At 57.5% G+C, this 13,682-nt stretch carries 19 protein-coding genes; 1 reads left to right on the top strand and 18 read right to left on the bottom strand.

Annotated features, from left to right (window positions below; genetic code table 11):
- Positions 1-315 precede the first annotated feature (315 nt).
- The 18 genes from KJS28_RS09390 to KJS28_RS09475 form a co-directional block, all read right to left on the bottom strand.
- On the bottom strand, positions 316-501 hold the full coding sequence (locus KJS28_RS09390; protein WP_021858720.1) for a type Z 30S ribosomal protein S14: 186 nt from the start codon (positions 499-501) through the stop codon (positions 316-318).
- Between the two features lie 17 nt (positions 502-518).
- Complete coding sequence (rplE, locus tag KJS28_RS09395) at positions 519-1,058, bottom strand: 50S ribosomal protein L5 (protein WP_021858721.1); 540 nt, start codon at positions 1,056-1,058, stop codon at positions 519-521.
- Between the two features lie 18 nt (positions 1,059-1,076).
- Positions 1,077-1,391: a 50S ribosomal protein L24 gene (gene rplX, locus KJS28_RS09400; protein ID WP_021858722.1), complete on the bottom strand. Its 315-nt coding sequence runs from the start codon at positions 1,389-1,391 to the stop codon at positions 1,077-1,079.
- A 15-nt stretch (positions 1,392-1,406) separates the two neighbouring features.
- On the bottom strand, positions 1,407-1,775 hold the full coding sequence (gene rplN, locus KJS28_RS09405; RefSeq protein WP_021858723.1) for a 50S ribosomal protein L14: 369 nt from the start codon (positions 1,773-1,775) through the stop codon (positions 1,407-1,409).
- 14 nt (positions 1,776-1,789) lie between these two features.
- On the bottom strand, positions 1,790-2,053 hold the full coding sequence (rpsQ, locus tag KJS28_RS09410) for a 30S ribosomal protein S17 (protein ID WP_021858724.1): 264 nt from the start codon (positions 2,051-2,053) through the stop codon (positions 1,790-1,792).
- A 1-nt stretch (position 2,054) separates the two neighbouring features.
- Positions 2,055-2,246, bottom strand: a complete 192-nt coding sequence (rpmC, locus tag KJS28_RS09415; protein ID WP_021858725.1) for a 50S ribosomal protein L29 — start codon at positions 2,244-2,246, stop codon at positions 2,055-2,057.
- A 1-nt stretch (position 2,247) separates the two neighbouring features.
- Positions 2,248-2,682 (bottom strand): 50S ribosomal protein L16, encoded by a 435-nt coding sequence (gene rplP, locus KJS28_RS09420; protein WP_213540697.1) that lies wholly within the window; start codon positions 2,680-2,682, stop codon positions 2,248-2,250.
- Positions 2,682-3,527: a 30S ribosomal protein S3 gene (rpsC, locus tag KJS28_RS09425; RefSeq protein ID WP_021858727.1), complete on the bottom strand. Its 846-nt coding sequence runs from the start codon at positions 3,525-3,527 to the stop codon at positions 2,682-2,684. The genes rplP and rpsC overlap by 1 nt, the downstream gene beginning before the upstream one ends.
- Before the next feature lie 17 nt (positions 3,528-3,544).
- Positions 3,545-3,880, bottom strand: coding sequence for a 50S ribosomal protein L22 (rplV, locus tag KJS28_RS09430; protein WP_021858728.1), 336 nt, complete (start codon positions 3,878-3,880; stop codon positions 3,545-3,547).
- Positions 3,881-3,897: 17 nt separating this feature from the next.
- The gene (gene rpsS / locus KJS28_RS09435) at positions 3,898-4,161 is read right to left on the bottom strand and encodes a 30S ribosomal protein S19 (protein WP_021858729.1); all 264 of its coding nucleotides are present in this window, start codon (positions 4,159-4,161) and stop codon (positions 3,898-3,900) included.
- Positions 4,162-4,177: 16 nt separating this feature from the next.
- Complete coding sequence (gene rplB, locus KJS28_RS09440; RefSeq protein WP_213540698.1) at positions 4,178-5,014, bottom strand: 50S ribosomal protein L2; 837 nt, start codon at positions 5,012-5,014, stop codon at positions 4,178-4,180.
- Positions 5,015-5,034: 20 nt separating this feature from the next.
- Positions 5,035-5,331: a 50S ribosomal protein L23 gene (rplW, locus tag KJS28_RS09445; RefSeq protein WP_213540699.1), complete on the bottom strand. Its 297-nt coding sequence runs from the start codon at positions 5,329-5,331 to the stop codon at positions 5,035-5,037.
- Positions 5,331-5,954, bottom strand: coding sequence for a 50S ribosomal protein L4 (gene rplD / locus KJS28_RS09450; RefSeq protein ID WP_213540700.1), 624 nt, complete (start codon positions 5,952-5,954; stop codon positions 5,331-5,333). The genes rplW and rplD overlap by 1 nt, the downstream gene beginning before the upstream one ends.
- A gap of 17 nt (positions 5,955-5,971) precedes the next feature.
- A complete protein-coding gene (gene rplC / locus KJS28_RS09455; protein WP_021858733.1) occupies positions 5,972-6,691 on the bottom strand; it encodes a 50S ribosomal protein L3 in 720 nt (239 codons plus the stop codon).
- Between the two features lie 197 nt (positions 6,692-6,888).
- Positions 6,889-7,197, bottom strand: coding sequence for a 30S ribosomal protein S10 (gene rpsJ, locus KJS28_RS09460; RefSeq protein ID WP_213540701.1), 309 nt, complete (start codon positions 7,195-7,197; stop codon positions 6,889-6,891).
- Positions 7,198-7,625: 428 nt separating this feature from the next.
- Entirely contained in the window at positions 7,626-9,065 is a 1,440-nt protein-coding gene (gene proS, locus KJS28_RS09465; RefSeq protein WP_213540702.1) for a proline--tRNA ligase, read from the bottom strand.
- A 151-nt stretch (positions 9,066-9,216) separates the two neighbouring features.
- A complete protein-coding gene (locus KJS28_RS09470) occupies positions 9,217-10,794 on the bottom strand; it encodes an ATP-binding cassette domain-containing protein (RefSeq protein ID WP_213540703.1) in 1,578 nt (525 codons plus the stop codon).
- A 133-nt stretch (positions 10,795-10,927) separates the two neighbouring features.
- A complete protein-coding gene (locus KJS28_RS09475; protein WP_213540704.1) occupies positions 10,928-11,812 on the bottom strand; it encodes a LysR family transcriptional regulator in 885 nt (294 codons plus the stop codon).
- Positions 11,813-13,118: 1,306 nt separating this feature from the next.
- On the opposite strand from KJS28_RS09475, the gene KJS28_RS09480 reads away from it, so the two are divergent.
- The gene (locus tag KJS28_RS09480) at positions 13,119-13,373 is read left to right on the top strand and encodes a hypothetical protein (protein WP_213540705.1); all 255 of its coding nucleotides are present in this window, start codon (positions 13,119-13,121) and stop codon (positions 13,371-13,373) included.
- Positions 13,374-13,682: the final 309 nt, after the last annotated feature.

Genomic DNA, 13,682 nt, shown 5'->3' on the forward strand with positions numbered 1-13,682 from the left:
TGACCTTTCGCCATCCTTTATCGCCGGAGCGCACAGCGCTCTTAGGCACTTGCTTTGCAGGGAGATAACTCCTCCCACACGGTTCCCGTCCTACCGGCAGCGCCGCCGCACCTGTGCGGCCCGCCCACCGGCAGTATATAACGGAATGGACTCTTTCGTCATACGAGGCAGCAGGGTACCGCTGTGCTTTGCGCACAGCAAGCCATGCCAGCTCCGCATGAGATAGATCCAGGATTTTTTCGCCAGACGAGGCGGCGAGGCGGCGGCGTACTTTGTGTACGTCGAGCCGCACCAACGAAGTATGGCGGAAAAAGATTACCAGGAAGCCTTGCGGACACCGGGGATCTCGCCCTTATAAGCCAGCGTGCGGAAGCAGATACGGCAAACGCCGTAGTCACGCAGATAGGCGTGAGGGCGGCCGCACAGCTTGCAGCGGTTGTACTTACGGGTGGAGAACTTAGCGGGAGCCTGCTGCTTCAGGATCATAGACTTCTTTGCCATGGTGTTTCTCCTCCTAATCAGCGTTCAAAGGGAGCGCCGACCAGGGTCAGCAGCTCACGGGCTTCTTCATCGGTCTGAGCGGTGGTGCAGATGACGATGTCCATACCACGGATCTTGTCGATCTTATCGTACTCGATCTCAGGGAAGATCAGCTGCTCCTTGACGCCCAGGGCATAGTTGCCACGGCCGTCGAAGGCGTTGGCGCTGATACCACGGAAGTCACGCACACGGGGCAGAGCCACGTTGAACAGACGATCCAGGAACTCCCACATCTTGTCGCCGCGCAGCGTGACCTTGGCGCCCACGGGCATACCCTCACGCAGCTTGAAGTTTGCAACGGACTTCTTGGCGATGGTGATGATGGCCTTCTGGCCGGTGATGGCGGACAGATCCTTCACCACGGCGTCCAGGACCTTGGGGTTCTCACGAGCCTCGCCGCAGCCCACATTGACAACGATCTTCTCGATCTTGGGGATCTGCATGGTGCTCTTGTAACCGAACTTCTTGAAGAGAGCGGGAGCCACTTCTTCAGTATACTTGACTTTCAGACGTGCCATTTCTTACTCTCTCCTTTCTCACAGCTCAGCGCCGCACTTCTTGCAGGTGCGGGCCTTCTTGCCGTCCTTGATGACGTAAGCCACACGGGTGCCCTTGCCGCACTTGGGGCAAACGACCTGCACCTTGCTGGCGTAGATAGCAGCCTCACGCTGGGTGATGCCGCCCTCCTCGCCCTGCTTGCGGGGCTTGATGTGGCAGGTGACCTTGTTGATGCCCTCCACCACGACCTTGGCTTCGCTGGGGATGGTGCCCAGCACCTTACCCTGCTTGCCCTTGTCCTTGCCGGACAGAACAACGACGGTGTCGTTCTTCTTGATTTTCAGACTATTCATTCTCTGGCCCCTCCATCAAATAACTTCGGGAGCGAGGGACAGGATCTTCATGTAATCCTTGTCACGCAGCTCACGAGCAACGGGCCCAAAGATACGGGTACCTCTGGGGTTTTTGTCGTCCTTGATGAGGACGGCGGCATTGTCGTCAAAGCGGACATAGGTGCCGTCGGCACGACGGACGCCCTTGGCGCTGCGGACGATAACGGCCTTGACCACCTCGCCCTTCTTCACCTGACCGCCGGGAGCAGACTTACGCACAGAGGCAACGATCACATCACCGATGTTGCCGTACTTGCGCTTGGAGCCGCCCAGGACGCGAATGCACTTGATCTCCTTGGCGCCGGTATTATCGGCAACCTTCAGATAGGACTCTTGCTGAATCATTCTCGGTTACCTCCTTACTTCGCCTTTTCAACGATCTCGACCACACGCCAACGCTTGTCCTTGGACAGGGGGCGGGTCTCCATCACCTTCACGATATCGCCTACGCCGCAGGTGTTCTCCTCATCGTGGGCCTTCAGCTTATAGGTGCGGCCGACGATCTTCTTATACAGAGGATGGGCAACACGGTCCTCGATGGCGACCACCACGGTCTTATCCATCTTGTCGGACACGACCTTACCCACACGGGTCTTGCGGGAGGAAATTCTCTTCTCTTCCATTTCAGTTCTCCTCCTTTTCACGGATCACGGTCTTGATGCGGGCAATATCACGCTTGGTTTCAGCGATCTTGAGAGGATTGTCCAGCTGATTGGTGGCGTGCTGCATACGCAGGAAGAACAGATCCTTCTTCAGGGAAGTCAGCTTCTCATTCAGCTGCTCCACGCTCATTGCACGTACTTCAGTTGCCTTCATCTCATTCACCTACTTCCTGAGCTTCCAGATCCTCACGCTTGACGATCTTGGTCTTGATGGGCAGCTTGTGGCTGGCCAGACGCAGAGCCTCACGTGCGACCTCTTCGGAGACACCGGCGATCTCGAACATGACACGGCCGGGCTTAACAACGGCGACCCAATACTCGGGAGAGCCCTTACCGGAACCCATGCGGGTCTCGGCCGGCTTCTCGGTGATGGGCTTATCGGGGAAGATCTTGATCCAGACCTGACCGCCACGCTTGGTGTAACGGGTCATGGCGATACGGGCTGCTTCGATCTGATTGCTGGTGATCCATGCGGGTTCCAGCGCAACGAGGCCAAACTCACCGTAGGTGACCTTGTTGCCTCTGGTGGCCTTGCCGGTGAGGCGGCCACGGTGTACTCTGCGGTACCTAACTCTCTTGGGCAGAAGCATTACTGAGCGCCTCCTTCTTTCTTTTCTGCGGGCTTGCGGAAGCCGCCCTCAGGGCGGGGACCACGGTTATAGCCGCCGTTCTGGCGGTCACGGTTGAAGCCCTGACCATCACGGCGGAAGCCGCCACGGCGATCGCCATCACGGCGGCCACGGCGCTCACGGCGCTCCTGATAAGGCTTGCTGGTATCCAGGGTGCGGGGGGTGGTCCGCAGAGCCTGAGACAGGATCTCGCCCTTGTAGATCCACACCTTCACGCCGATGCGGCCGAAGGTGGTGGCGGCCTCAGCGAAGCCGTAGTCGATGTCGGCACGCAGAGTCTGCAGGGGGATGGTACCCTCGTGATAGTGCTCGGAGCCGGCGATCTCACGACCGCCCAGACGACCGGAGCAGTTGACCTTGATGCCCTTGGCGCCGGCACGCATGGCACGGCCCATGGCATTCTTCATGGCACGGCGGTGGGAGATACGCTTCTCCAGCTGAGCGGCGATGTTCTCGGCCACCAGCTGAGCGTCCATATCGGGGTTGCGAACCTCGACGATGTTCAGCTTCACGGTCTTGCCGATAAGCTTCTCCACGCTCTTGCGGTACTCCTCGATCTGCACGCCGCCCTTGCCGATGACCACGCCGGGGCGGGCCACGTGCAGATAAACGGTGACGACCTCGTTGCTGCGCTCGATCTCGATCTTGGAGACACCGGCAGCGAACAGCAGCTTCTTCAGGTACACACGGATCTTGTGATCCTCGACCAGAAGATCGCCGACCTTCTCATTGCTGGCATACCAACGGGAATCCCAGTCTTTGATGACGCCCACTCTGAAGCCGTGGGGATTAACTTTCTGTCCCATAAAACTGTCTCCCTCCCTTACTCTTTCTCAGCGACGGCCAGCGTCACGTGAGAGGTTCTCTTGTTGATGCGATAGGCACGGCCCTGAGCACGGGGCATCATTCTCTTCAGAATGGGGCCGGGGGTAGCGAACACCTGGGTGACCACCAGCTTCTCGGGGTCCATGCTGAAGTTGTTCTCCGCATTGGCGCAAGCGCTCTTCAGGAGCTTCATCAGGGGCTCGGAGGCAGCCTTGGGGGTCTGCATCAGGATCGCCATGGCAGTCTGAGCATCTTTTCCACGGATCAGATCGCACACGATCTGGATCTTACGGGGAGAGATGCGGACGTATCTCAAATAAGCTTTAGCTTCCATTGTACTGTGCATCCTCCTTACTTAGACTTGGCGTGACCACGGAAGGTCCGGGTGGGAGCGAACTCACCCAGCTTGTGACCCACCATGTCCTCCTGGACATAGACAGGCACATGACGGCGGCCATCGTGAACGGCGATGGTGTGACCTACGAATGCGGGGAAGATGGTGGAGCTGCGGCTCCAGGTCTTCAGCACGTTCTTCTCGCCCTTCTTGTTCATTTCCTCGACCCGCTTCAGCAGCTCAGGGGCAACATACGGGCCTTTTTTGACAGATCTGCTCATATTCTACTTGCCTCCCTTACTTCACATTGCGGCGCTTGACAATAAACTTGTCAGTAGGATTCTTGGTCTTGCGGGTCTTGTAGCCCAGAGCCGGCTTACCCCAGGGGGTAACAGGACCGGGACGGCCCACAGGAGCCTTGCCCTCACCACCGCCGTGGGGGTGGTCGCAGGGGTTCATGACGGAACCACGGACGGTGGGACGCCAACCCATGTGGCGCTTCCGGCCGGCCTTACCGATCTGAACGTTCTCGTGCTCCAGATTGCCCACCTGACCGATGCAGGCGGTGCAGTTGGTGCGGATGATGCGGACCTCGCCGGAGGGCATACGGATCTGGGCGTTCTCGCCCTCCTTTGCCATCAGCTGTGCATAGGCGCCGGCGGAACGAACCAGCTGAGCGCCCTTGCCGGGGTGCATCTCCACATTGTGGATCACGGTACCCACAGGGATGTTGGCGATGGGCAGGCAGTTGCCGGGCTTGATATCTGCAGCGGCGGAGGAGACCACCTTGTCACCGGCGGTCAGACCCACGGGAGCGATGATGTAACGCTTCTCGCCGTCCTCATACTGCACCAGAGCGATGTTGGCGCTGCGGTTGGGATCGTACTCCAGACGCAGGACAGTGGCGGGCATATCCGTCTTGTCACGCTTGAAGTCGATGACACGATACTTGCGCTTCTCGCCGCCGCCGCGATGGCGGACGGTGATGCGGCCATAGCTGTTGCGACCAGCGCTCTTCTTCAGGACCTCGGTCAGGCCGGACTCAGGCTTGGCGTGCTTATCAATGCCGTCGAAGCCGGAGACAGTCATATGCCGGCGGGAAGGGGTGGTCGGCTTAAAAGTTTTGATAGACATTTCTTACACTCCTTCCTTTCTTACACCATACCCTCGAAGAACTCGATGGTCTTGGAGTCCTGGGTCAGCTGGACGTAAGCTTTCTTCCAGCTCTTGCGGCGGCCGGGACGGGCAGCGCCCAGGCGCTTGGCTTTGCCATCATAGTTGATGGTGTTGACCTTGGCCACCTTCACGCCGAAGATCTGCTCCACGGCGTTCTTGATCTCGATCTTACCGGCGGTGGGAGCCACTTCAAAGACGTACTTCTTGGTGCCGGTGGCCTCCATGGAGCGCTCGGTGATGATGGGACGAATAATGATGTCGTAAACGTTAGCCATTACGCAAACACCTCCTCGATTACTGCGAGGGCTTCCTTATCGAGGACCAGATACTTGGCCTTGAGAATGTCGTAGACGTTCATCAGGTTGGCCATGGTGGTCTCGACGCCGGGGATATTGCGGGCGCTCTTGACGACGATCTCGTCCTTGGCGGGAGTGACCACCAGGGACTTGCCGTCGGCCTTGACGGCGTTCAGGAACGCACGGAAGTCCTTGGTCTTGATGCTGTCGAGCTTGATGGAATCGACAACGATGATCTCGCCTGCGGCCGCCTTGGCGGACAGAGCGGACTTCATAGCCAGTCTCTTGACCTTCTTATTCAGAACGTAAGAGTAGCTGCGGGGCTTGGGAGCAAACACGATGCCGCCGTGGGTCCACTGGGGAGCACGGGTGCTGCCCTGACGGGCGTGGCCGGTACCCTTCTGACGCCAGGGCTTCTTGCCGCCGCCGGAGACCTCGGCACGGGTCAGAGCGCTCTGCGTGCCCTGACGGCAATTCGCCAGGTGGTTCTTGACCACTTCATGCACAACAGCCTGATTGGGCTCGATGCCAAAAATGCCGTCGCACAGCTCCACGGTACCGACGGTCTCGCCGGCCATGTTCAAAACGTTGATGGTAGACATTACAAGCACTCCTTTCCTTACTTATTACGGGCGGAAGCCTTCTGGGGATTACGACCGGAAGCCTTCTGCGGGTTGTTGCTGATGCCGCTGTCAGCGTGCTTGACACGATGGGTCTTAACGGTGCTCTTGATGAGGACCAGACCGCCCTTAGGACCGGGAACGGCGCCCCGGACGGCGATGAGGTTCAGATCTGCGTCCACCTTGACGATGTCCAGATTCTGGATGGTGACCTGGTCAACACCCATCTGACCTGCGCCGATCTTGCCCTTGAAGATACGGGAGGGATCGGTGGTGGAGCCCATGGAACCAGCGTGACGATGGACAGGGCCGCCGCCGTGGCTGGTGGGAGTGCGCTGTGCGCCCCAGCGCTTGATGACGCCCTGATAGCCGTGGCCCTTGCTGGTGCCGGTCACGTCCACAAAGTCGCCCTCTTTGAAGGTGTCAGCCTTGACGATGTCGCCGACGTTCAGTTCGGCGGCGTTATCCAGGTTGAACTCACGCAGGTACTTCTTGGGGGCCACGCCAGCCTTGTTCAGGTGGCCCATTTCGGGCTTAGACAGCTTCCGCTCAGGAATGTCCTCATAGCCCAGCTGAACAGCCTCATAGCCTTCCTTATCGGAAGTTTTCTTCTGGACGACGGTGCAGGGACCCGCCTCGATGACGGTGACGGGGATGACCTTGCCGTTTTCGTCGAAGATCTGAGACATGCCAACCTTCTTGCCGATGATTGCTTTCATGTATGATCCTCCTTAAAGGTTATTGGTCGGCATAGTTCAATCTGCATTGGGTACAGATCGCTTGCTCTGCCGACGTAACCCCCGCCGGCCTCACGCAAGTCAGCCGACGGTCGGGTAGCAAGCAAATTCATTTGTTCCGGTGCCCATTGCACCGGGTGCCGTGGTTTTCCACAGCGTGTACCTATATATAAAGGTACTTACAGCTTGATCTCGATCTCCACACCGGCGGGCAGATCCAGAGCCATCAGAGCCTCCACGGTCTTGGGGGTGGAGTTGGTGATGTCGATCAGGCGCTTGTGGGTGCGGCGCTCAAACTGCTCACGGCTATCCTTATACTTGTGGGTAGCGCGCAGGATGGTGACGATCTCTTTCTTGGTGGGCAGAGGGATGGGGCCGGAGACAGCAGCGCCGGTGCGCTTGGCGGTCTCGACGATCTTCTCTGCGCTCTGGTCGATGACCTGATGGTCATAGGCCTTCAGACGAATGCGGATCATTTCTTTTGCCATTTGGTTCGTTCCTCCATTATTTCGTACGGTTTTTGATTGCGTGACCAACTGCCGTACGGTGAGAGTTCTTATACGCCGTTCCGTGCGTATCATTCCGGCTCATAAGAAACACCGGCGCAAAATCCGGCCGGTGTCCTTCTGGCGCAGCGATCTACGCTGACGTGCAGAAACTTCTCAGCCGCCCGATGATCGGACATACTCCCCGGAAGTTACCTCCTCTCGGAGCAATCTCCCGGTTCATCGCATTTGTACACGCCTCCGGGTGTGCAGCACCCTCAGCGCACGTACCTTGCTATATTAAAGGAAAAATCCCCTTTTGTCAAGGGGATTTTCCGCTTTTTTCATGAAATTTTTCAATATTTTTTGTGGAGCCCGCCAAACCTCGCCCCCGTCCATAAAACCGGGGCAAGACAAGGCATTTCCCGGCATCAATACGCCACGCCCCAGTAGATATCGGTGGTGCATTCCTTGCCGCACACCGGGCATTTGCCCACGGTGCCGGACTGCTTCAGGGGCATACAGCGGCTGGACACGCCGGCCTTCTCCTTCATGGCCAGCTCGCACTCCAGGCTGCCGCACCACTTGGTGCGGGCAAAGCCGCCCTTGCCCTGGGCCATCTCCTTCACTTCCTCCCATGTGGTGAAGTCGAAGGTGTTGTCCTCCAGATTCTTCTCCGCCATGGCGTAGAGGTTGTCATGTACCTCCTTCAGCAGGGCCTGCACGGTAGCCTCCAGCTCCGTCAGCGGCACGAACACCTTTTCGCCGGTGTCACGCCGGGCGATGCAGCACTGCTGCTTCTCCATGTCCTTGGGGCCGATCTCCACCCGCAGCGGCACGCCCTTCATCTCATACTGGGCGTACTTCCAGCCGGGGGACTGCTCGCTGTCATCCATCTTCACCCGCAGCTCCAGCGCCGTCAGACGGTCCCGCAGAGCCGCCGCAGCGTCCAGCACGCCGGGCTTGTGCTGGGCCACCGGCACCACCACCACCTGAATGGGGGCAATGGCCGGCGGCAGCACCAGACCGTTGTTGTCGGAGTGGGTCATGATGCAGGCGCCGATGAGGCGGGTGGTGCTGCCCCAACTGGTCTGGAAGGGATACTGCAGCTTGTTGTCCCGGCCGGTGAAGGTCACGTCGTAGGCACGGGAGAACTTGTCCCCGAAATAGTGGCTGGTGCCGGACTGCAGGGCCTTGTGGTCCTTCATCATGGCCTCGATGGTGTAGGTGGCCTCAGCCCCGGCAAACTTCTCCTTGTCGGTCTTGCGACCCTTCACCACCGGCATGGCCAGCGCATCCCGGCAGAAGTCGGCGTAGCAGTTCAGCTGCTGCTCCGTCTCGGCAATGGCCTCCTCCGCCGTCTCATGGATGGTGTGGCCCTCCTGCCACCAGAACTCCCTGGAGCGCAGGAAGGGCCGGGTGGTCTTTTCCCAGCGGATGACGGAGCACCACTGGTTGTAGAGCATGGGCAGCTCCCGGTAGCTCTGCAATACATTGTGCCAGTGGTCGCAGAACATGGTCTCTGAGGTGGGTCGGAAGGCCAGCCGTTCCTCCAGCTTCTCACTGCCGCCCATGGTGACCCACGCCACCTCCGGGGCGAAGCCCTCCACCAGCTCGCCCTCCTTCTTCAGCAGGCTCTCCGGGATCAGCACCGGCATCGCCACGTTGACGTGTCCGGTCTTTTTGAACATCCCGTCCATGATGCGCTGGATGTTCTCCCAGATGGCGTAGCCGTAGGGCCGCAGGATCATGAAGCCCTTCACGGAGGCGTAGTCCACCAGCTCCGCCTTCAGGCAGATGTCGGTGTACCACTTGGCGAAGTCCACCTCCATGGGGGTGATGGCTTCCACGTTTCTCTGATCTTTTGCCATAATTCTCTCAATCCTTTATATTGTTATCGTTTTTCACGGATCGCTCCTGAACTTTTATTGTATCTGCCGGACGCCCGCTTGTCAAGGCCTGCCTCTCCACCCCGCCGGTAAAAGCGCATCTCCGCCTTCATCTCCCGGCAGCCGGATCGCCCTATGCCCTTTCTTCCAAGTGAGTATCCCTCAATTCAAGGATCGTATCATACAGCGGCAGGATCTCCGGGCTCACCTTGTGTTCGATGCTGATGACGGTCAAGCCGTCCGTCCGGAGCAGCTGGGACAAAATTTTCTGGCTGCTGCCCTTGTCCATATTGGCAGTGGCTTCGTCCAGGAAGATGACACGCTTATTCTCGGCCAGCACCCGGGCCAGCGCCAGCTTTTGCCGCTCCCCACCGGATAGATTGCCCTTCGTGTTCTGGAATACCTGGTCCAGATCATGGGACGCAAGAAAGGCGTCCATTCCCAGAGAATGCATCGCCGATACGGCCCGTTCCCGCAATGCAGGGCGATAAAGCGTGACATTCTGGAGAAACGTATCGTCAAAGATAAACGCGTCCTGAAGCACGACGCCGATCTGGTCATAAAGAGCGGGCCACAGCCGGCGGATATCCGTTCCGTTCACCGAGATACACCCCTCATACTCTGTTTCCAGCCCGGTCAGCAGCTTGAACAGCGTGCTCTTGCCGCTTCCGTTTTCGCCTAAAATCAGGTATTTCTTCCCCGCCTCGAACCGATAATTCGCATGGGAAAGAATGACCTTTTCCTCATGTCGGAAGGACACATTGTCAAGTTCCATGTACTCGATCGTGGGAGCTGCTGTCAACGCCGCAGCGCTGTCAGGAACAGACAGCAGCTGCCGGATCTTCTGGCGAATACCGGTGACGCTCCGCATTTCCGATATCTGATAGGAAATGCTGTTGGTGGGGATCACCAGCATTTCCGATAATTGCAGCGCACCCACCAAAGCGCCCACGGACAGCCGTCCCTTGGAGATCTCGTAAATGCTGAATCCCACCATCACGACCTCGCCGATATAGGACAGCAGGCCGATGATCATATTCACCCGGATTTTTGTTTTCGCCTTGGCAAACTCTGCGTGGGCGGCTTTCTCGTTATCCTGTTCCAGCGTTTGCAGGTATTCCCTCTCTATGTGGTTTACCTTGATGATGGGGTACCCGTGGATCAGATTGCCGATCATGACATTGAGCTTTTCCAGGGCCATCGTATAGAAATTGGTCCGTTTTTCCAGCGCCTTCCCCTGCACGGCGGAGGCCACAATGGGACACACGGTGGAAACGATGATAATGATGGCCAGATAGCCGTTGATGTACAGCAATGCGATCACACAGGTGATCAGCACCAGGATGCTGTAGGCCAATTCCAAGCGGGTGACATAATAGCTGTCCACCAGCATCTCGATCTCATTGTTCAGTGTGGTGACATAGTTCTGCCCCTGCTCCTCCCGGAACTTCCGGGGCGGCATATAGACAATATGCGCCATGACCTTCCGCTTGAGGCTGAACAGTCTGCTGTTCCGATATTTCCCCGTGCTGAGCTGCCGGGCCGTCTCAAACAGCAGGATGCCCAGGATGCTGGCCACATAGCACAGAAACATGGTAAGTGCGCCGCCTGCCCCCACATCCACCGCATCAATGGCATTTTGGAGATAGATCGGCTTCAATGAGGTGCAAACGGCCAAAAGTACCGATGAGATCACGACAATAAAAACCATGGTTTCGCCTCCTATTCTGATGAGTTACGGTTCTGGCTCCGGCAGCAAGCCTCGCCTCCCCGCCCTGTCAAAAAATCCGGGCATCTATTATATATATGGTGTATCCCCGCCCTGTCGCCGGCTGCCGTATGGCTCATCCGCTGTACTTCTCCAGCACCCACCGCCGCACGTGCTCCACAAAACGGTAGGTGGAGCGGGAGATGGCCCGCTTGTCCTTGACGCAGATGCCGATGTTCCGGTAAAAGGGCTTGGCGAAGGAGCAGGCCACCACCGGGTATTCGTTCCGGTCCAGCATCAGCTCCTCCATGATGCTGATGCCCAGCCCGCAGGACACCATGGCCAAAATCACCTGATCCTGCTGCACCCGGTACTGCACATTGGGCTGCACTCCCAGCGTGTCCAGCACCTCCTGAATTTCGTAGTCGTCTCCCTCCTCCAGCAGAATGAAGGGATACTGGGTCAGTGCCTCCGGCGGAAACGGCTCCCGCCCCGCCAGCGGATGATCCCACGGCACAATGGCCTTCCACTGGTCCCGCTGCAATAGCCAGCAGTCCAGATTCGCCTCCGTGGGCAGCACCAGAAAGCCGCAGTCCGCCGTGCCGTCCTGGATCCACCGGGCGATCTCCGTGTTGTAGTTGGAGGGCAGCAGCTCAAATTCAATGTTGGGATACTGCTTCCGAAAGCTTTTCAGGATGTAGGGCATCCACTGCACCGACACGCTGGTGAACACCGCCACCCGCACCACGCCGGTCTCCAGTCCCTGCAGATCCTTGGCCCGTTCCTCGATGCTCCGTTGCTGGCGGCAGATCTCCTGAATATAAGGCATCAGCGCCCAACCGTCCGCCGTCAGGGTCACGCCCCCCCGGCTGCGGCTCAGCAGCGTTACCCCCAGTTCCTCCTCCAGCCCACTGATGGCGTGACTGACGCCGGATTGGGTGAAGCTCAGCTGCTGGGCGGCCGCCGTAAAGCTGCCGCACTCCACGGTTTTCAGAAATACCTGATATTTGGTCAAGTCCATTTCCTCGCCTCCTTGCTCCCCAGCATACCACATCCCGCCCCCCGTATGCAAACTTTTCTTCATAAGAATGATAAAATTCATTCGCTTTACTTATTTTCCAGATCATGATATTCTATAGTTACCTTAAGAAAGCAGGTTGGCCAACCGTTTCCAAGGAACCTCGGCTCTAAAACTTTTTGAAGGAGGATCTGGTTATGCTTTTGGACTGGATGTTGGCTGGATTATTCGTTCTTGAAATCGTTGTGGCGCTGGCTGTGCGTGCAGCGATCCGCTGATCCCACTGACAACGCAGTTACCGGGCCCGCTCTGCCTGCGATGTATCATTCTGTCTCCCCTGCTGATTTACCCCCCACGGCTGAACCTTTATCACCTCTGCCGCCTGCCCATGAAGGGCAGGCGGTATTTTCCCTCATCTATGAAATTCTCTCATGCTTTTTATGAGAATCATTCGTTTTACGTCCGCCGTCTCCTGTGGTATACTAAGACCATCTCAGAGGGCTTTCGGTACATATCTCTGCGTGTACCGTAAAGAGGACGATCATACAACACCGGATCGGAAGTCCTCCGGTTGGATGATCCTGTCTGCCATGTGGTTGCGGCGGACCATGTTCCCCAGCCGTTGAGTGGGTCGAGGACGGCAGATTCTTTCTTTTCCTTCTTCATGCCGTCCGGGTCAAAAAGTGCGTCGCTGCGAATGGTCACGCAGCGACGCACTTTTTGTATGCACTCTTTTGTATATTCTCCTGTCTATCTGCCGGTGATATACATTTTTACCGCATATCATCCTCTTATATTCACCCTTTGCCTGTATACCGCTCCCTCACCACATCCAGTTATTTTTTCCACATATTTCCTGCCCCAGCACCGCTGCTTCCATCGTTTCTTCCTGCGCAGGTCCGCCGATCCCCCCGGCTCTCCCCCCTCCATACTCCCAACGGCCCCGCTCTTCTTTCGCCAGCTATGTTCCGTCCCTCGCCCCGCTATACTTACAGTTGCCCTCGTCCCGCTATACTTACAGCTGCCCTCGTCCCGCTATACTTGCAGTTGCCCTCGTCCCGCTATACTTGCAGTTGCCCCCTCCCCGTCCCCTCTCAGGTAGGTATGCAGTTTCCGAAAACCTCCCTTTTGAGCGCTCTTTTCGCCTTTTGTATTGTTTCGCCAACGGTCTGCCTCTGCCCGTGGATTCAGATTGTATACAATGTTTAATGTATGAAAAACTCTCATGTTTCAGATGAAAATGATGCGTTTTACAAATTGCATTTCCTGTGGTAAAGTATAGACAGTAAGAGAAAGGAGTTGTTTGAATATGGCACTGGTTACGAAAATGAATCGCTGCGCCGTCTGCGGCAGCAGCCAGATCTCTCTGATGGCGGATGGTAAGTACTACCACTGCGAGGCCTGCGGGGCCACCTCCAACCACACGATGCCCGCCGCCGATCTGGCCAAGGTCGATCGCATCTCCCTCATGGGCGGCAGCACGGAGGAGATCAAGGCCCTGCGTCATCGGTATCCCCGTCTGGGTCTCACCACCTGGACCAAGGAGAATCGGGTACAGCTGTAACCCTTTATTTCACCCTCTGGAGCGGCATGAGTTACCTCCTCACCGCTAAATGATAAAAACAGGACGCCGATACAGGGCGTCCTGTTTTTCCATTTTCAGCGCTGACTTATCGGGCGCTCGTCCCCGAAGATCAGATCGTCGATATCGGGCTTTCGCTCCATGGGCTCCACTCCTCTCTGTTTCCATACCCTCCATTCTATGTACCGGGGTCGGAGAAAATGTCTCCCGGCATTTTTTGCAGTCTCTCCTGGACAAAAGCCTTGTCCGGCTGCCCCGTTTTCGGGCATTTTTTCTGTCCAGATGCTGTCC

It is taken from the genome of Vescimonas coprocola (assembly GCF_018408575.1).
Lineage (GTDB): Bacteria > Bacillota > Clostridia > Oscillospirales > Oscillospiraceae > Vescimonas > Vescimonas coprocola.